Origin of the sequence: Kiritimatiella glycovorans, assembly GCF_001017655.1 — a bacterium.
Classification (GTDB): Bacteria; Verrucomicrobiota; Kiritimatiellia; order Kiritimatiellales; family Kiritimatiellaceae; genus Kiritimatiella; species Kiritimatiella glycovorans.
In genome coordinates, this window is sequence record NZ_CP010904.1 from 559,055 (window position 1) to 578,171 (window position 19,117).

13 protein-coding genes and 1 tRNA gene are annotated in these 19,117 nt (G+C 65.0%); 7 read left to right on the top strand and 7 right to left on the bottom strand.

What is annotated here, in order from left to right:
- Nucleotides 1-321: 321 nt before the first annotated feature.
- Entirely contained in the window at nt 322-1,068 is a 747-nt protein-coding gene (locus L21SP4_RS02355; protein ID WP_052881159.1) for a hypothetical protein, read from the top strand.
- Nucleotides 1,069-1,070: 2 nt separating this feature from the next.
- Here L21SP4_RS02355 and L21SP4_RS02360 read toward each other — a convergent pair.
- From L21SP4_RS02360 to L21SP4_RS02375, 4 genes are all read right to left on the bottom strand, one after another.
- Nucleotides 1,071-1,157: transfer RNA gene (locus tag L21SP4_RS02360), tRNA-Leu, on the bottom strand.
- Nucleotides 1,158-1,203: 46 nt separating this feature from the next.
- Nucleotides 1,204-1,983 (bottom strand): dethiobiotin synthase, encoded by a 780-nt coding sequence (bioD, locus tag L21SP4_RS02365; protein ID WP_052881160.1) that lies wholly within the window; start codon nt 1,981-1,983, stop codon nt 1,204-1,206.
- Between the two features lie 8 nt (nt 1,984-1,991).
- A complete protein-coding gene (locus tag L21SP4_RS02370; RefSeq protein WP_052881161.1) occupies nt 1,992-3,185 on the bottom strand; it encodes a DNA recombination protein RmuC in 1,194 nt (397 codons plus the stop codon).
- 61 nt (nt 3,186-3,246) lie between these two features.
- Nucleotides 3,247-3,762: a hypothetical protein gene (locus tag L21SP4_RS02375; protein ID WP_052881162.1), complete on the bottom strand. Its 516-nt coding sequence runs from the start codon at nt 3,760-3,762 to the stop codon at nt 3,247-3,249.
- Between the two features lie 678 nt (nt 3,763-4,440).
- Here L21SP4_RS02375 and L21SP4_RS13385 point away from each other — a divergent pair.
- A complete protein-coding gene (locus L21SP4_RS13385) occupies nt 4,441-4,809 on the top strand; it encodes a type II secretion system protein (RefSeq protein ID WP_052881163.1) in 369 nt (122 codons plus the stop codon).
- A gap of 109 nt (nt 4,810-4,918) precedes the next feature.
- Here the strand turns inward: L21SP4_RS13385 and gap are convergent, their stop codons facing one another.
- Nucleotides 4,919-5,932, bottom strand: a complete 1,014-nt coding sequence (gap, locus tag L21SP4_RS02385; RefSeq protein WP_052881164.1) for a type I glyceraldehyde-3-phosphate dehydrogenase — start codon at nt 5,930-5,932, stop codon at nt 4,919-4,921.
- 196 nt (nt 5,933-6,128) lie between these two features.
- On the opposite strand from gap, the gene L21SP4_RS02390 reads away from it, so the two are divergent.
- Entirely contained in the window at nt 6,129-7,946 is a 1,818-nt protein-coding gene (locus L21SP4_RS02390; protein ID WP_052881165.1) for a sialidase family protein, read from the top strand.
- Nucleotides 7,947-8,046: 100 nt separating this feature from the next.
- Here the strand turns inward: L21SP4_RS02390 and dnaG are convergent, their stop codons facing one another.
- Nucleotides 8,047-9,873: a DNA primase gene (gene dnaG, locus L21SP4_RS02395; RefSeq protein ID WP_052881166.1), complete on the bottom strand. Its 1,827-nt coding sequence runs from the start codon at nt 9,871-9,873 to the stop codon at nt 8,047-8,049.
- Entirely contained in the window at nt 9,870-10,463 is a 594-nt protein-coding gene (locus tag L21SP4_RS02400) for a CvpA family protein (RefSeq protein ID WP_052881167.1), read from the bottom strand. Before L21SP4_RS02400 ends, dnaG begins: the two co-directional genes overlap by 4 nt.
- Nucleotides 10,464-10,589: 126 nt before the next feature.
- Between L21SP4_RS02400 and efp the strand changes: the two genes are divergently transcribed.
- The 4 genes from efp to glgP all read left to right on the top strand — a co-directional run bounded on the left by efp (nt 10,590) and on the right by glgP (nt 19,114).
- Nucleotides 10,590-11,147 (top strand): elongation factor P, encoded by a 558-nt coding sequence (gene efp, locus L21SP4_RS02405; RefSeq protein WP_052881168.1) that lies wholly within the window; start codon nt 10,590-10,592, stop codon nt 11,145-11,147.
- A gap of 157 nt (nt 11,148-11,304) precedes the next feature.
- Nucleotides 11,305-12,219, top strand: a complete 915-nt coding sequence (epmA, locus tag L21SP4_RS02410; RefSeq protein ID WP_074041518.1) for an EF-P lysine aminoacylase EpmA — start codon at nt 11,305-11,307, stop codon at nt 12,217-12,219.
- Between the two features lie 25 nt (nt 12,220-12,244).
- On the top strand, nt 12,245-16,528 hold the full coding sequence (locus L21SP4_RS02415; protein ID WP_052881170.1) for an amylo-alpha-1,6-glucosidase: 4,284 nt from the start codon (nt 12,245-12,247) through the stop codon (nt 16,526-16,528).
- A gap of 36 nt (nt 16,529-16,564) precedes the next feature.
- The gene (glgP, locus tag L21SP4_RS02420; RefSeq protein WP_052881171.1) at nt 16,565-19,114 is read left to right on the top strand and encodes an alpha-glucan family phosphorylase; all 2,550 of its coding nucleotides are present in this window, start codon (nt 16,565-16,567) and stop codon (nt 19,112-19,114) included.
- The last annotated feature ends 3 nt before the right edge of the window (nt 19,115-19,117 follow it).

Below are 19,117 nucleotides of genomic sequence, written 5' to 3' on the forward strand. Positions count from 1 at the left end.
CTCTCTCCGCGCCGTGAGAGCCAGTCAAAACATCCGGCGTTCGGGGCGGCCATTCCTGCCTGATCCGTTGAACCGGCGCATCGCGCACAGCGATTCTCATTATGGCTTCACCCTTTTCGGTCGGGGTGGCACCCGACCCTCCCAGTGCCCGAAAATGCGTCGGATATCGACTCGGGAGGGACGGCTGCCACGCCGTCCGCGGTCGGAATGCGGCCATAATGAGAACTGCTGCATCGCGCATTGCATCCTTCCGGCGCGCAAGGTATAAGTGTACCCCGGAAGAAATTCCATCATGATGCGTATTCAAACGGGAGGCTTGCCGTGCCTGTTCAGATCCTGATGATCGTGCTCTTTATCGCGCTGATCACCGTGTACCGTAAACGTCGCCGATGGCCCGCCGCCAACCCCGTGCTGATCGTGCTCTCCGTCATTACGCTCCTGCTCGCGGGGTTTTACGGATGGAACACGTTTCGGATCGAGAAGTATCCTTCCGAGGAAGTCAAGTTGCGCAACCGCGCGGCCGGCCGCGTGGTGGGCGAATACCTGGCCTCTTCGCTGGAAGAGGCGGGTCCCGTGCTGGTGATCGGTTATCCTGCGAAGCTGGAGAAGAATCCCGCTCGCGAACTGGCCCTTCTACGACTCGAGGAACTGCGCGCCGCGCTCTCGGGGCGTCCGAACCCCGTGGTCATAAGCGAGATGCCCTATGAGCGCTTCATGAAATGGATGCCCGAAGCCCCCGGTCCGGGGTATCCGCGCGATGTTTTCTTCATGCAGCTCGAAGCCCATCCCGATGCGGAGGCGGTCGTCTCGCTGCTCGGGGTTCCGATGCTGAAGGCGGAGGATGAGCCGAAGGATATCCCGCCCGTCTACGATCTCAGCCTGAGTTCGACGTTCGGATATCAACCTCTTTTCAAGCACGGATTTCTGAAGGCGGCCGTGACTTTCCGGGGAAGAGGGGAGCGGGAAACCGAGCCGGCGGAGGGCGATTCACTGGGAAGGGTTTTCCGGAACCACTATCTTCTGGTCACGCCGGAGAACTACAGCAATGCGATTCCGGATATGATGTGAGATGGTGCACCCGAGAGGATTCGAACCTCCACGACCGTATGGCCACAAGATCCTGAATCTTGCGCGTCTACCAATTCCGCCACGGGTGCTCAGGATCAAATAAGACGCGCAATGTACCAAGCGGCGCACAACGCGTCAACCTCCGGTCATCAGAAGCGCGGCGTCCGCAATCTCCGCGGCGGTGCCGCCGCAGCGTTCACGCAGCAACGCCCCCGGATCGTCCGAGCCGCCGAGGCCTTCACAATACGGGAGCGGGCCGTAAACCGGCACGCCGCCCAGACGTTCAAGCGTCCTGCGATTATCTTCCTCCACGCAGGGGGCGCGTTCGGGGGTCGATTCGATCAGGACGAGTCCGGCGACGCGCAGGCCGGCGCGGGCCAGTTCGTGCAGGGTGAGCAGCGAATGATTGAGCGTGCCGAGCGACGGGCGTGCGGCGACCAGCACGGGGCAGCCCATCGCGCGCATCAGATCGAGCATGGTCCGTTCGCGGTCGACCGGGACGAGCACGCCCCCGGCTCCTTCGGCGAGCACAAATTCGTGCGCGGCCCCAAGCTGGTTCCAGGCCGTGAGGATCTGCTCCGGATCGACGGTACGCCCTTCGAGTTCCGCGGCCAGGTGCGGCGAACACGGTTCCCGGAAGAGCTGCGGCGCCATCCGGGCGCGCGTGTCGGCGTCCGGGTCCATCCCGGCGGCGCGCAGCGCGAATTCGAGATCCGGCGCGCGTAACCCGCCGCCCGGCCCCGGCTCCGCCCCGGTCTGCACAGGCTTCATCGGCACCGCGTCCAGCCCCCGCGCGCGCAGCTCCATCAACAGCGCCGCCGTGAGGACCGTCTTGCCGATCCCCGTATCGGTGCCGGTGATGAATATCCCGGCGGGACGATGCCGGTCGTCCCCTCCCTGACCTGTTTTCAGCACAGCGGGTATCAAGGTGCCTTATCCGCCGGATCTTCCTCTTCCGCGTTCCAGTCCGGAGGGAGCTTCTTGCGGGCCCTGACCCCGAGTTCCCTGAGCATTTCGATCTGGCGGAGGACGTTGCCCGATCCGGTCTGGAGGCGTTTGACGGCCTGTTCGTGCGATTCCTTTGCCCGGTCGAGGTGCTGGCCGACATCCTCGATCGACTCGACAAACGAGACGAACTTGTCGTAGAGCGAGCCCGCGCGCGAGGCGATGGCGTCCGCGTTCTGCGACTGCTTCTCGCGGCGCCAGATGCTCTCGATGATGCGCAGGGTCATCATCAGCGTGGACGGGCCGACCAGGAGGATGTTGCGCTGGAAGGCTTCGTGGTACAGCGACGGGTCTTCGCGTGCCGCGGTGATGAAGGCCGGTTCGACGGGGACGAACATGAGGACGAAGTCCAGCGAGCGGACGGCCTCCAGATCCTCGTACTTCTTCTGTCCGAGGTCGCGGATATGCTGACGCATCGACTGGAGGTGTGCGTTCAGCGCCTCCCCGCGGGTCGGCTCATCGTCCGCATGGCAGTACTGCTCGTAGGACTTGAGCGAGACCTTTGAATCGATGACGACGTCTTTCTCCTCCGGAAGGTGCAGCACCACGTCAGGGCGCAGCCGGCGTCCCGAGGCGTCCGTGTACTGGGTCTGGACTTCGTATTCCTCGTCCCGGCGGAGACCGGACTCTTCAAGTATGCGTTCGAGGATGAATTCGCCCCAGTCGCCCTGGGTCTTGACTTCGCCGCGGAGGGCCTGGGTGAGATGGGCCGCGCGTTCGCCGACTTCACGGCTGCATTCCTGAAGCTGCTGCACCTGGTTTTTGAGCGAGGCGCGCTCGCGGCTCTCTTCGTGATGGACGTCGTCGACCCGTTTGCGGAATTCCGTGATCTGCTGTCGCAGCGGCGCGAGGAGCTGATCGAGTCTTTCGCGCTGTTCAGTGCCCAGTCGCTGACCCTTTTCCTCGAAAATCCGGTTCGCCAGGTTCTCGAACTGGTGCGCCATGGATTCGCGCGCCTCGTCGAGCGTGGCCAGTTTCTCCTCGCTCCGGCTACGCTCGAATTCGAGCCGGTCGCGCAGACGGGCCAGGCGCCCGTGCGCCCAGGCGGCCATGACGGCCGCTCCGGCCGCGGCGCCGATCCCTATGCCGATGAACAGGCTCCAGTGCATCATGGTGCTTCACTAAAAAGGGCGGCTTTGCAGCCGCCCTTTACCCTGGTAGAGAGACCGGTCCTTATTGCGCGTGACGGAGGATGTATTCCCGAAGCTGGGTGTTACGGCTCTCGAGCGATTCGACCCGGCCTTTCATCTGATCGATCTCCGCCTTGAGATCGTCGATTTTGGACTGGTACTTGCCGGTCACATCGCTCCTGACCTGCTTGACTTCCTGCTCGAGCTGCTTTACTTCGCGCTCGGCGCGCTTGCGGGCCCGCTGGGCTTCCTCCGCGTCGGCCTCGAGATCTTCCATCTGCGAGCGCACCTCGCCGAGCTTGTCCTGCATCTCGTTCTTCTGCCGGCGCATCGCATTGACTTCTTCGCGCATCGACTTGACGCGGTTCTGGGCAGCCGAGACCTCGGAGCTCATGCCGTCGACCCTTCCCTGAACCTCCTCGAGCTTCTGCTGAAGTTCGGCCTTTTCGGCCTCCGCCTGTTCGAGTTTTTCAGGTGCGACCTTCTGCGCCATCATGAAACCCATGACGGCGATAATGATGACCGCGATGACGACGATAATGATATTACTCTTGTTCATGTCCCTTCTCCCCTTCCTGAAAACAATTGCTGTGTGTCTCTTTTTACCTTTAGGAATACCGCTTCTGCAAGGAATCTATTAGGTTTTTTTGCGGGTGCTTCATACGTCCCCCGTCATTGCAGGAACGACTGGAATCTTAGTGGCTGGACCCGTCTGCAGCATTTAAGGGCGCGGTCCATCCTTCCGTCCGTTATCCTCGTGCTCCTAATCCTAATTCGTGCTCATACGCGTAATCGGTCCCTGCCTTTTTTTTCATATCGTCACTCCTCTTTTTATATTCTCATATATGAGAATATCGGGGTTCGGTTGATTTGGATTCGCAGCGTAGATGGAATACGCTTTCAGGCCCGGAAGAAGAGGGACTTGCGGGAAGCGGGGAAGCGTCCGGTGTGGCGCACCCGGATCGATTGTCGTACAAAAAGGCTTTTCAGAGGGTGTTATGGCATATCGGCCGCAGAGGTGGCGCCCATGGGTCGGGGGAGATGCGGGTGGCCTTGACACCGCCGGAGGTCAGTGAAAAGGCTTGCCGGTGGCATAGTATCTGCTCAAACATAGGAGCGACTGGATCGTCGGGTCGGGGAGTCAAGGGGATGTCCGGTTGGGGAGATCGGCGATCTAAAAGAAACCGGACGGGGTTTGGAAACAAACCTGAAGTACATTGAAGAAGGAGTTGAGAGAATGAAGAAGATGATTAAGAAATCAGGGTTTACCCTGGTGGAAATCATGATCGTCGTGGCGATCATCGGTCTGCTGGCCGCGATCGGTATTCCGTCGTTCCAGAAGGCTCGCGCGAACGCGCTCGAAAAGAGCAAGGAAAACAACGTTCGCATGATCGAAACCGCGGTCGAGCAGTGGGCGATGGACCAGGGACTGACGAATGATTCGGATGTCTCGGGTTGGACCACAAACACGGTGTCCGAGTATATTAAGGGTGGTCTGGATGCCCTGACGGTGGGTAACGGCACAAACGACGAAAACACAGTTGAGCTGAGCGAAATCAACGCTCTCACGGTCGGCGAAGTTCTGGAAGTCAGCGACTTCTATTGATCATCGGCGATAATGCAGAAAGCCCCCGCCTCGCGAGGCGGGGGCTTTTTTTTACAAAAAAAGCGCTCTCCCGTCCGGGAGAGCGCTTTCGTCTGACCGGGGGTCAGATTCAGCCCAGTTCGGCCATTTTCTTGAACAGGTCGACGCAACGGCAGGAGTAGCCCCACTCGTTGTCGTACCAGGAGATCAGCTTCACCATCTTTTCGCCGATCTTCATGGTGCTCGGCGCATCGAAGATGCTGCTGCGCGAATCGCCGATGATGTCGCTGCTGACGATCGGATCGGTGCAGTAGCCGAGGATGCCCTGCATCGGTCCCGATGCCGCGCCCTCGACGGCCTTGTTGATCTCTTCCACGCTCGCGTCCTTCTTCAGCGTGACCACGAGGTCGACCAGCGAACCGGTGATGGTCGGCACGCGGATCGCGATGCCGTTCATCTTGCCCTTCAGTTCCGGGATCACCAGGCCGATCGCCTTGGCGGCGCCGGTGCTGGTCGGAATCGAGTTCACCGCGGCCGCGCGCGCCCGGCGCATGTCCTTCGGATGCGGGAAGTCGAGCAGGTTCTGGTCGTTCGTGTAGCTGTGGATCGTCGTCATCAGGCCTTCTTCGACCCCGATCGCGTCGTTGATCGCCTTGACCATCGGCGCGAGGCAGTTGGTCGTGCACGAGGCGTTGGATACGATCTTCGCGTCCGCCGTGAGGTCCTGGTCGTTCACGCCCAGCACCACCGTGGCGTCCACGTCTTCCGGGCTCTTCGAGGGCACGCTCAACAGCACGCGCTTCGCGCCGGCCTTGAGGTGGCCTTCGATCTTGTCCCGGCTGCGGAAGACGCCGGTGGATTCGAGCACGACGTCCACGCCCATGTCGCCCCAGGGAAGGTTGGCCGGATCTTTCTCGGCCATGACCTTGATCTCTTTGCCGTCCACGACCAGCGCGCCGTCCTTCGCCTCGACCTTGCCGTCGAAGCGGCCGTGCGTCGAGTCGTACTTCAGCAGATGGGCCATGTTTTCCACGTCCATCAGGTCGTTGATCGCCACGAATTCGATATCCGGGTCCTTCGCGCCGATCCGGAATACGATCCGGCCGATGCGGCCGAATCCGTTGATGCCTACTTTTACCGCCATAGTGTTCCTCCCTTTTTATATGGTTCCGACGGTCACTCCCATGAACAAAGAGGGCGCATGCTACCCGCCTCCGCCGGAGGGAGTCAACGCCCGAGTCAGCCCGACGTTTCCTTGACCGAGGACGCGAACCCCGCAGTATAGGCCCCGGAACCCCTGCGGCGGGGCGTATCGAAGGAAATACACGGGAGGACGGTCCATGAGAATACGGATTACGGCGGTTCTGACGTGCCTTTTCGCCTCAACCGGGGCGGCGTTTGACTTCAGCGGTCTTCCCGGGGTGCTGATCAACCACAAGCCGGCCCCGAACATGATCGAATATATCCTGGGGGATGTGGAATATCTCGCGTCGCCGTCGATCACGGTCCTGCCGAACGGACACTACCTTGCGCTTCACGATACGTTCGGCCGCGGCTCGACGCAGGATGAGTACGGGATCAGCGATGTGTTTCGCTCCACGGACGGAGGCTCGAACTGGACCCATTGCGTGACGCTGACCCATCAGTTCTGGTCGACGATATTCGAGCACCGCGGATCGGCGTACATCCTCGGTCCCACCCGGCGGGGCGGGCCCCTGGTGATCCGCCGGTCGGACGACGAAGGCCGGACGTGGACCGATCCGGTCGACAGGGACCACGGGCTCCTTCAAGGCGGTCGTCACGGCGGCACCCCGAACCGGCCCGCCGTGTGGGGCGGTCGAATCTGGTTCAGCGTCGACCGCCGCGCGATCTGCGCGCCCGTGGACGCCGATCTGCTCAAGGCCTCCTCGTGGAAATGGGGCCGCAAGGTGGATCAGAGGGACAAGCCCTGGCTCGGCGGCCGTTTTGAAGTCATGAGTGAGGCGCAGGTGGTGGCCGCCCCGCGCGACGGCGTGCACCTGCTGTTCAAAGTCCGCGCCCTGCCATACGCCGGAATCGTGGGGGTCGAACGGAATCCGCGGCGGCTGACGTTCGATCCCGGCCGCGATCTCGTCCCGCTGCCGGGCGGCGAGAAGAAGTTCGGGGCCGCGTACGATCCGGTCGCGGAGCGCTACATCGTGCTCAGCAACCCCGTGCTGCCGGCGCACGTCGACGACCCGACCTGGGGCGGAAAGCCGGAGATGATCCGCAATACGGCCGCCGTGCTGAGCTCGCCGGATCTGCATCACTGGGATGTGGACTACCTGTTCCTCTACTCGCCCCATCTCGACTACGAGGCATTCCAGTATCCGAATTTCGAATTCGACGGTGACGATCTTGCCGTGATCTGCCGCACGGCCTTTGACGTGGGCGGCCCCAAACCTCCGCGCGGTCACGACTCCAACCTGATCACGTTCCACCGCATCCGCGATTTCCGCGCCCGGCGGCCGGACCTGTACCTGGAGATCAGCGCCGACCGCAGCGATGTGCTTCTGTACGAACGCACGCAGCACCGGCCCGCACCGTGGGGATCGTTTCTGCTCGGGCACGCCCCGGAGACGCCGGTCAGGGGTCTGGCGCAGGCGGAGGACGGCTCGGTGTACCTGCGCGAGGCGAGCGGCACCGTTTCACGATTCGACGCGGCGGGCAACTTTATCGCGGAAGTGCAGGAGGCACCGGTCCCGGTCGAACACACCCGCCTCGACCTGGTGCCCCCTCCGGCCCGCACCCGGACGTGGACCGGGCGGACTTCCGCGCAATGGCGCGATCCGCTCAACTGGCGGCACATGAGCCCGGCCGATACCGCCGGCGAAACCGCCGTGTTCGGCAGTGCGATCCGTGAAGCCGCGACGGTCCGGCTGGACGATCCGGTCGCACTGAAGTGTCTGCGCCTGGCGAGTGCGCATCCCTGTACCATCGAGGGGAGGGGCGCGATCGCGCTGGGTGGAGAGCGGGGCGGCAGGCTGGAGGTGGTGCGCGGCGACCACGTCATTTCCTTGCCGGTCACGCTCGCGGGCGACGTCGTCTGCGACATCCGGGACGGGGCGTCGCTGCGGATCGACGCGCCGGTGGAGCGCAACGGCTTCGAGCTCGAGTTCACCGGCCGGACCTTCGAGTAACGCGGTCCCGCTGATGCTCCTTCTCAGGAGAGAAAAGGCAGGGACCGATTACGCGTACGCGTACGAGTACGATATTCCTCCGGGCGTCCCCCTGTGGAACTCAGGAGGACCCGAGCGGGAACAGCACCCCTTCGTCCGGGTCGGTCGCCCTGTTCCACCCGAGGCGCAGGACGCTCAGGCGCGTGGTCTGTTCGAGCATTTCGCGTGCCGCCTCGGGATCCTGGTCGCGGCTGCGTTTCCGGGCCTCCGCCCGGCGCCGTTCGGCGGCGCTGATTTCCAGCCGCAGAATATAATCCCGGGCTGCTTCCGTGCAGGACGTGTCTTCCGGCCGGATTTTGTCGGGCTCCGTGATCAGGCGGGCCGCCATCGCCCGGCAGCGGTCCGGGGCCTCGCTCAATTCATTCTGCCAGGCGCCGTCGGGGTCCGTGAGGATCGCCTCGAAGATTCTCCGGCAGTCCCCGTCGCTGAACGAGTCCGGGGTCACGTAGTCCTCAATCAGGTGGGTGGTGCCTTCGGGATGATGAATCAGTAATTCGAGAAGCCCGTACTCGGCCGGCGGAGGCGCTTCGGCTTCCTTTTCCGCGGGCGGGGCGGCTTCCGGTTCCGGCGTGGGCCGCCGGCGGCGTCCGCGCCGCAGTTCCGCGTCCAGTGCGGACTCGCTCACGTCGAGCAGGCCGGCGGCGCGACGCCGCAGCTTTTCGCGGCGTACGCCTTCGGGCAGCTCGCGCAGCGTCTGCGCGACGGCGCGCACCGTTCGCTGGAAGCCGGCCTCGTTCTCTCCCCCCTCGCGGCGGCGGAACACGCCGACCTGGAAGTCGATCGCCGGGAGCGCCTGTTCGATCAGTTCGCGGAAGGGTCCGGCTCCCCGGTCGCGGAGCAGACTGTCCGGGTCTTCGCCCTCGGGCAGTGTGGCCACCCGGACGACCAGTTCCTCGGCGAGAAAGGCGGTCAGCGATTTGAGTGCCGCGTTCTCGCCGGCGGCGTCCGCGTCGAGCAGAAAGATCACCTCATCCGTATGCCGTTTCAGCAGCCGCGCGTGTTCGGCCGTCAGGGCGGTGCCCTGTGAGGCCACGGTGTGGGTGAACCCCTGCTCGTGGCATCGCACCGCATCGATCTGGCCCTCGACGATCAGGGCGCATTGCCGGTCGGCCATGCTCTTCCGCGCCCGGTCCAGCGCAAAGAGGACGCGGTTCTTGTGGAAGAGCATCGTCTCGGGACTGTTGTAGTACTTCGGGGCCCGGGGATCCGAGTCGTCCAGCGCCCGGCCGCTGAACCCGATCACCCGGCCCATCATATCGCGGATCGGGAACATCAGGCGGTTGCGGAACCGGTCGTAGGGCTGCGCTTCGGGGCGGTCCTCCTTCTTCTGAACCAGACCGCCGGCGATCAGCTCCTTTTCGGTAAATCCCTTTTTCCGCCCCCATTCCAGGGTGGCGCGCCACTCGTCCGGAGCGTAGCCGAAGAGGAAATCCTTCACCGAACGCTCCTCGAGTTTTCGCGAACGGACGTAGGCCCGGGCCTCCTTGCCTTCGGTCGATTCCATGAGGAGATGGTGATAGTGCTTCGCGGCCTCGCTCAGCAGTTTCAGCAGCCGGGCCTTGTCCGGTTCGCCCGCGCGGCGCGGCCGCTCGTCCTCGAGCGGAACCCCCGCGCGCTCGGCGAGGATCTTCCGGGCGGTCTTGAAATCGACCTGCTCGAACTTCTCGATGAAGCTGAAGACATCGCCCGATTCCCCGCAGCCGTAACAGCGGAATACCTGCCGGTCGGGATGCACGGTGAACGACGCCGTTTTCTCCTTGTGGAAGGGACAGAGCGCTTTCCAGGTGGCCCCGGCGCGCTTGAGTCCCGGAACGCAGGCGCTGATGACTTCGACGATATCGGAGCGGTTGCGGATTTCCTCGGTGATCTGGGCCGCGTCCCGTTTCATGATTCGTCGATGACCTGTTCCCACTCTTCGGCCGGCCGGGCCGGTTTCTCCGCGGGTTCCGGGGCGTCGCACCCGGGCGGGAGCGGGGCGCGGGGCAGGTACTGCTCAATGAGCGGGTGCAGCTCGGAGTACACCCATCGGCCGGTGCGCGACTCGCGGCACACGGCGTCGCGCGCTCCCTCCTGCTCCAGGAACCCGGCGGCGAACAGCAGCAGCACGCCGATGAACGCCCCCCGCAGGGCGCCGGCGAAAACCCCGAAGAACCGGTCCACGATCATGTGCGCACCCTGCCGGATCAGGGCGTGGCAGATAAACTGCAGCAGAAAGAATGCGCCGAGGTTGATCAGCAGCAGGGCGACGACCGCGGTGGTCTTCGATGCCAGCGGACCGAATCCGTAGGCGTCGCGCAGGACGTCCACCGCCGGATTGAAGCCGAAGATGAAGAGCAGCACGAGGGTTATCGTGCCGAGTAAATGCGCCAGCTCACCCGAAAGACCGCGCACGATGCCCCGCAGCGCGCAGACCGCCGTCAGCGCAATAAAGGCGATATCCACCGGGTTCCATGTCTGCACGGCGCTCAGGTGTTCCATGACCGTTCCTCCCGGGCCGGGTCGTCGGCGGTTTCAGTCTTACGGGTCTTGTGTTCGCGGACCATTCGTGGCAGATATTTTTATTTCATCCGACGTACCATCGACAACGAAAAAGCGGGAGGCGAAATGTATTCGGCATCGGACCTGAAGAAGAACCTGAAAATTGAAATCGAGGGCGATCCGTGTGTGATCACCGATTTCGAATTCTCGAAACCGGGCAAGGGACAGGCGCTCTACAAGTGCCGGATCAAGAATATGATCACCGGCAACACCTTCGACCGTACCTACCGGTCGGTGGACAAGATTGACGAGGCCCGGCTGCAGTCCAAAACCTATATTTACTCCTACCGCGAAGGCAATCATTACATCTTCATGGATGCCGAGACCTATGACCAGCTTCCGGTTTCACCGGAGATTCTCGGCGACCAGGAACCGTTCCTCCAGGAGGACATGGAGGTGGAAATCCTGCTTCACAACGCGCGCCCCATCGAAGTGACCCTGCCGTTTTTCGTGGACATGAAGATCGAGGAGACCGAGCCGGGCGCGCGCGGAGATACCGCGACCAACGTCACCAAGGACGCCACCGTCGAGGGCGGACACGTGATCCAGGTCCCGATCTTCGTCAATGAGGGCGATACCGTCCGGATCGATACCCGGACCGGGGGGTATGTCTCGCGCGTCTGAGGCCACGAAGGGGGTGCTGAAGAGAGGTAAGATGGCCACAAAGTGGCACGGGAAGTGTAGAAGAGGGGGAGGCTGAGATGAGGGGCCATAAAGAGGCACAAGGACAGAGAAAAGTTTGCTCCCCCTTCTGTGTACCTTGTGCCCTTTTGTGGCGGTTGTGAGTGATTTATCGGCACATGAACGAATCCGCCGTCGCGGTGCGCTCCTGAGCGCGGTCCGCGATTTTCTGCGCGGCGGCGGATACATGGAGGTCGAGACGCCGGTGCGTGTCCGCGCGCCGTGTCCGGAGGAGCACATCGACGCGGTTCGCTGCGAGGGCGGCTGGCTGCGCACCTCGCCCGAGCTTCATATGAAACGCATGCTGTGCGCGGGTGCGGAGCGCATCTATGCGGCGGGTCCCTGTTTCCGCCGCGGCGAACACGGGCGGCTGCATCGCGAGGAGTATACGATGCTCGAGTGGTACCGCGTCGGGGCCGGGTGTCGGGATATGATCGGCGAGACGCGCCGCCTGGTCGAGGCCTGCGCCGGAGCGTTGGGGGTTCCGGCCCCCCGGCCGTGGAGCGAGTGGAGCGTGGCGGAGGCATTCAGGCGGCATGCGGGGTGGGATCCGGTGGCCGCATTCGAGCCCGACCGGTTTGACTTCGATCTCACCGACAGGGTTGAGCCGGCGATCAAAAAACACGGCGGGGCGGTGCTGCTGTACGGCTATCCCGCCGGGCGGGCCGCGCTGGCGCGGCTCGATCCCGGCCCCCCGCGCGTCGCGGAGCGATGGGAACTCTATATTGAGGGACTGGAGATCGCCAACGCCTACTCGGAATTGACCGACCCCGTCGAGCAACGCGGGAGATTCGAGGCCTGCAACGCGGACCGCGCGCGGCGCGGGCGCGACGTCTATCCGGTCGATGAGGCCTTCCTGGAGGCCATGGAGGCAGGGCTGCCCGAATGCGCCGGAATCGCGCTGGGGATCGACCGGCTGCTGATGGCGCTCACGGGAGCGCAGCGCATCGACGACGTCCTGCCGTTTCCGGAGGGGCAGGGTAGAGGATGCGGAATGAAAAGCGTGCAGGATTGATATCCGCCGCGAGAATGGGAAGGCCATGAAGGTTAAAATGACGCATTCGGCGGATTTAATTCAGAATCCCGCTCCCGGCACGGCGCTGCGGCGCTTTCAGGGCGATGTGCTCGCCGTGGAACTGGAGGCCGGGGATGCGGGGTCGGGGGCGGCTTATCTGCGGACCAATCTCGGACGGGCTGCGGTGCGGCGCGCTGAACTGATCGCCGAGGTGCACGAGGACGCGCCGGTGCTCGCGCGCGACTGGCACGACCTGCGGATGCGCCCGCTGGGAGACGGGCGCTACCGGATCGACCTGCCGCTGGCCGAGACGGGCTGTTTCGAGGCCAAGGCCTTTTTCCTCCCCGAAGGCACGGACGATCCCCTTTGGCCGACGGGCGCGAATCTCGAACTCAAGGTCGAGTCCGCCGGGTACAGCGCCGCCAATACGCTCTATACGGCCTTCGTGCGCCAGTTCGGGCCGGCGAAGACCCGCTCCTCGCGGGAAAGGGCGCATCCCGACCCGATCCGTGCGCTCGACGCGAAGAACTATACGGTGATCCCGCCCTCCGGCACGTTCCGGGACCTGATCGCGGAGCTGGATTTCATCATCGGGACCCTGGGATTCCGGATCGTTCAGCTTCTGCCCGTCCACCCGATTCCCACCACCTTCGCGCGTATGGGAAGATTCGGCAGCCCGTTCGCCGCCCTTGATTTCATGGACGTGAATCCCGCGCTGGCGGAGTTCGACCGCCGGGTGACCCCGCTGGGGCAGTTCCAGGAGCTGGCCGACGCGATCCATCGTCGCGGAGCGCGCCTGTTTCTCGACCTTCCCGTAAACCACACCGGCTGGGCATCCTCGCTCCAGGTGCACCATCCCGGCTGGTTCGCCCGCAAAGCCGACCTGAGTTTTCGCTCGCCGGGGGCCTGGGGCGTGACCTGGGCCGATCTGTCCGAGCTGGATTATCGCCATCGTCCGCTGTGGCGCTACATGGCGGAGGTCTTTCTGTTCTGGTGCCGGCGGGGGGTCGACGGCTTCCGCTGCGACGCGGGGTACATGGTCCCATTCGACGCGTGGGTCTATATCGTCGCACGGGTCCGCGCCGAGTATCCCGACACGCTCTTCCTCCTTGAAGGGCTGGGCGGCCCCGTGGAAGTGACGGAGGATCTGCTCGCGCACGCGGGCCTCGACTGGGCCTATTCCGAGCTCTTCCAGAATTACACCCGCGACCAGATCGAGGGGTATCTGCCGGAGGGGATCCGTGTCTCCACCACCCGCGGCACCCTGATCCACTTCGCGGAGACGCACGACAACGACCGCCTCGCCTCCCGCTCGCGGTCCTTCGCGCGGCTGCGTACCATGCTCACGGCCCTCTGTTCCGATGCCGGCGCCTTCGGTATCACCAATGGAGTCGAGTGGTTCGCCGACGAGAAGATCGACGTGCACGAGGCGAATGCGCTCGACTGGGGCCGTGAGGAGAACCAGGTGGAGCGGATCGCCCGGCTTACGTCCATACTCCGGCGGCACCCCGCCTTTTATCCCGGCGCCGAACTGCGGCTGATCGAACGCGGGGAGGGGGACGTACTGGCCCTGCGGCGCCGTTACGGGGAGCCCGACGCGCAGGTGCTGGTCGTCGCGCAGCTCGACGAGGAGCAGGCGGGTCCCGTGCGGTGGGCGCGGGAGGAGTTCGATCACGCCGGAGGCCCGGTATACGATCTTATCAGCGGCGGGTCCGTCACGGTCGAAGAGGACGACGACGGCCTGATGCGCTGCGTGCTGCCCCCCGCGAGCGTCGCGTGCCTGACCACTCGCCGGGAGGATCTCGAACGGGTCGCCGACCGCGAGCCGGGTGCCGTCCCGGAGGCCGTGCGGCGCCGGAGAATGAAGGCCGCGGCGATGGAAACCCGCGCTCTGCTGCGCGGGTATGCCGACGCGGGAGAAACCGATTACGACTCGCTGGCGGCCTCTCTCGCCGAAGACCCCGTGCACTTCTGTGCCGAAGCGGCGGGAACGGAGTACGCGCCCGTGCGCCTGTGGCGCTGGCCGGAGGACGCGCGGCGAACGATCCTGCTTCCGGACGCGCACCTGCTCCTCTGCCGGGCTAAGGCGCCGTTCCGTGTAGAACTGGTCGGTGCGGGCGGCGGTACGCTCAGCTGCAGGGATGCGCTCCCCGATGCGCAGGGCGCGTATTTCGTGCTGCTCGCGCCGCCGCCGAAAGTGACGGAGCTGACGCCCCGGAAGCTGAACCTCACGCTTCACGCGCCGGACGCCACGGAGCGGGGCGGCACCGACCTGCTTCAGCTTCCGGCGGACGATCCCGGGGTGCGCCTGTGTTTCGATCGATCGGAAGTCGAAGAGCGCGGGCTCTACGCCGTCACGGCCAACCGTCGTGCCGCCGCGGCGCAGGTGCGGGGCGACGCGGGGGCGGTCGCCAGCCAGTACGACGCGGTGCTCGCCGCCAATCCGCATCCCGCCGCGCCCGCCGACCGGAGGATCATGCTCACCCGTTTCCGCGCCTGGATCCGCCGCCGCGGCTATTCGCAGGCCATCCAGCTGCCCTGTCTGCTGGAATTCGGAATCGACGAACGGCGTGAGCCCCGCTGGAGATTCGAGGTGCCTGTGGGCCGCGGGCGAAGGGTGTGGCTCGACTTTGTGCTCGCCCTCGACCGCGCGGCGAACCGCGTGCGTCTGAGCCTGACCCGGCTGGAAGGCGGCGACGGGCCGGACGCGCTGGACGACCGCGAGGAGGTCAGCGTGATCCTGAGGCCTGACCTCGAGGACCGGGATCATCACACCGTCACCCGCGCATTCGAGGGGGCGGAGCAGGCGTGGCCCGCGGCCGTGGCGTCCGGGCCGGACGGGTTCGTGTTCGAACCCGCCGCCGGGCGGAGGCTTGAAGTTCGAGCGGGGCGGGGCGCCTTCATGCCGGAACCCGAGTGGACCTACATGGTGGAACACCCCGTCGAGGCGTCGCGGGGACTCGCCGGCCATACCGACCTGTTCAGCCCCGGTTATTTCGAACTCGCGCTGGCCGGAGGCGCGTCCTCGACGATCGTGGCGGCCGTAAACGAAGAGGCGGCCGGGCCCGGAGTGCCGGCGGCGGAGTCCGGCGACGAAAAAATCCGGGCCGCGACCGGTCTGCGCGAGGCGGCCCGCGAGGCGATGCGGCTCTTTGTGGTCGATCGCGACTCGTCCCGCACCGTGATCGCCGGGTACCCCTGGTTCCTCGACTGGGGGCGGGATACGCTGATCTTCCTGCGCGGAATGATCGCCGCCGGCTGGACGGAGGAGGCGCTCGACATCCTCGCCCAATTCGCCCGTTTCGAGGAAAACGGGACCCTCCCGAACATGATCCGCGGAGAGGACGTCTCCAACCGCGACACCTCCGACGCCCCGCTCTGGTTCCTGATCGCCTGCCGCGATCTCGCCGCGCGGATCGGGCTGGAGACCGTGCGCCACCATCCGGCGGGACCCCGCACGCTCGGGGAGACGGCGCGCGACATCGCCCGGGGGTATCTCGAAGGCACGCCCGTCGGGGTGAAGGTCGAGGCGGACAGCGGGCTGGTGTTCAGCCCTGCGCATTTCACGTGGATGGACACCAATCACCCGGCCGGGTCGCCGCGCGAAGGGTACCCGATCGAGATCCAGGCGCTCTGGTATGCGGGGTTGCGCTGGCTCGCGCAGCTCGATCCCGGCGGCCGCTGGGAATCCCTGGCCGCTCGCGTGCGCTCGAGCGCCCAGCGGCTCTACCGCCGCGACTCGAGCCCGTTCTGCGCCGATACGCTGCACGCGCGGCCGGGCACGCCCGCCGCGCAGTCGAAGGCCGACGATGCCCTCCGGCCGAATCAGCTGTTCGCCGTGACGCTGGGATTATTCGAAGACCCGGCGTTCTGCCGTTCAATCCTGAGGGACTGCGAGGAGCTGGTCGTTCCCGGCGCGCTGCGCAGCCTCGCCGACCGCTCCGTTACCCGGCCGCTGGCGGTGGAGCACGACGGACGACTGCTGAACGACCCCCTGCGTCCGTACTGGGGGCGGTACGAGGGGGATGAAGACACCCGCCGCAAACCCGCCTATCACAACGGCACGGCCTGGACCTGGCTTTACCCGATGTACGCCGAAGCGTTCGAGGCGGTCTGGGGACCGGAAGGACACGCCGCGGCCGCCTCGCTGCTCACGGCGCCGGTCTGGATTTTTGAACAGGGTTGCCTCGGGCAGCTCGCCGAGATCCTGGACGGCGATGCGCCCCACGTCCTGCGCGGCTGCGGCGCACAGGCCTGGTCCGTTTCCGAGCTGTTCCGCGTCCTTGAGAGGATCGGGGAAAACCGTTAATATACGGAAGCGCGTGCAGGGAACTGAAGGGAACTTATGAACGGACTGCAACTTTTCAATGTGGCACCGGCGGTGCCGGAACCCGTGCGGTTTCTGGAGACGCTGACGCGCAATCTCTGGTGGTCGTGGCATCCCGACGCGCAGGAACTCTTCCGCCGCATCGACCCGCATCTCTGGCGTCAGACCGGTCACAATCCGCTGGCGTTTCTCAGCGGTGTCGACCAGCGCAGACTGGAGAAGCTGGCGGATGATGAAGGCTTCCTCGAGCATCAGCGTCAGGTGCGGGAGCGGTTCGAGCTGGAGGTCGAGTCTGTGCCCGCGGAAGAAGAGTCCTGCCGGTCCGTGGCCTATTTCTCGCTCGAATACGGCATCCACGAGAGCATGAAGATCTACTCCGGCGGGCTGGGTGTGCTGGCGGGGGATCATCTCAAGGCGGCCTCCGACATGCGGCTGCCGATGGTCGCCGTCGGCCTGCTCTACCGCCAGGGGTATTTTGAGCAGTATCTCAACAGCGAGGCCTGGCAGCAGGAGCATTATCCCGAGAACGAGGTTCAGCATCTCCCGGTTCAGAAGGTGTTCGACGAATCGGGGCATCAGATCGAGATCGAGCTGCCTCTGCCGGACGGCATGTTGCGGGCCGTGGTCTGGCGGCTCGAGGTCGGCCGCATCCCGGTGTATCTGCTCGATGCGAACCTTCCCGGTAATCCGCCGCCCTACCGCGAGGTTACCGCCCAGCTTTACGGCGGAGGACGCGAGACGCGCCTCCGCCAGGAGCTGCTCCTCGGCATCGGCGGGTACCGCGCGCTGCTCGCCGCCGGCTACCGTCCGCATGTGTGCCATATCAATGAAGGCCATGCCGCCTTTCTCAGTCTCGCCCGGCTCGCCCATCTGACCCGGGAAGAGCACCTGGAGCGCGAGGCGGCGATCGAGGTAGTGTCGCGCACCAATGTATTCACCACCCACACGCCGGTGCCCGCCGGTAACGAGGTGTTCAGGGTCGACCTGCTGCGCCCCCATCTCGAGGCGCTGGAGGAGCAGATCGGCATCCCGGCCGACGAGGTGATCGCGTGGGGATCCCCGCCGCATCAGCCGGAACCGGCGGAGCTGTCCATGACGATCCTCGGCCTGCGGATGTCGCACTTCAACAACGGGGTCAGCGAGCTGCACGGGAGCGTGGCCCGGCGGATGTGGTCCTTTCTCTGGCCGAAGCTGCAGGAGGACGAAGTTCCCATTACGCACGTCACCAACGGGGTCCACATCCAGTCCTGGCTGGCGCCGGAGATGGCCCAGCTCTTCGACCGTTATCTGGGGCCGCAGTGGCGCTGGCATCCCGGCGATCCCGAGGTGCTTGCGCACATCGAGTATATTCCGGACGACGAACTCTGGCGCGCGCACGAAGTCATCCGTTCGCGGCTGATACGCACGGCCCGCGAGCGTATGACGCAGCAGTACCAGCGCCGCAACGCCACCCGGGCCGAACTCGCCCAGGCCCGGTCGGTGCTCGATCACGACGCCCTGACCATCGGGTTCGCCCGGCGGTTTGCAACCTACAAGCGGGCCACGCTCCTGTTGCGCGATCCGGACCGGCTTCTCCGGCTGCTGGGCAATGATGAGCGCCCCGTGCAGCTGGTCTTCGCCGGCAAGGCGCATCCCGCCGACGAGGGCGGTAAGCGGCTGATCCGGGAACTCGTGGACTTCGCGCGGCGGGCCGAAATCCGGATGCGTATGATTTTTCTGGAGGACTACGACATGTACGTGGCCCGCAGGCTCGTGCAGGGGGTCGATGTCTGGCTCAACACGCCGCGACGTCCTCTCGAGGCCAGCGGGACCTCGGGCATGAAGGCGGCCGTCAACGGCGGGCTCAACGTGAGCACGCTCGACGGCTGGTGGTGCGAGGGATACGCGCGGGAGAACGGCTGGGCCATCGGGCGCGGCGTCGAATACGAGGACCTCGACTACCAGGACAGTGTCGAATCGCAGGCCCTCTACAACCTGCTCGAGGACGAGATCATTCCCGCCTTCTACGATCGGCCGCTGGGGGATCTCCCCGGAAACTGGGTGAAGATGATGAAGGCGTCGATCCACATGGTCCTGGGGCGATTCACCAGCCACCGCATGCTCGCCGAGTACCAGGACCGCTTCTACAGGCCCGGCTGCCGGGATTTCGAACGACTGACGGAGGAAGGTGCGCGGGGTGCGCGGACGCTGGTCGAACAGCGGCGGCGGTTTGAAGCACACTGGCACGAGGTGTCCGTGGAAGACCCGGTCGCCGACCGCAACATCGTGTCGGTGCACGTGGGCGACAGCTTCGCGGTGTCGACGCGGGTGAATCTGGGCTCGCTCGACCCTGAGGACGTCGATATCCAGCTCTATTTCGGGCCGGTGGACTCCCACAACCGGATGACGCGCAGCGAAGTGCGGTCGATGGAGCTGGAGGGCGGGGAGAGAGAGAACGCGCACCGTTACCGCCAGGAGGTGACCTGCCGCACCACCGGCCGGTTCGGGTTCACCGCCCGCGCCGTTCCGAAGGGCGACGAGTGGAGGAAGATCATGCCGGGATTCATCACCTGGGCGGGGGAGGGATGAACG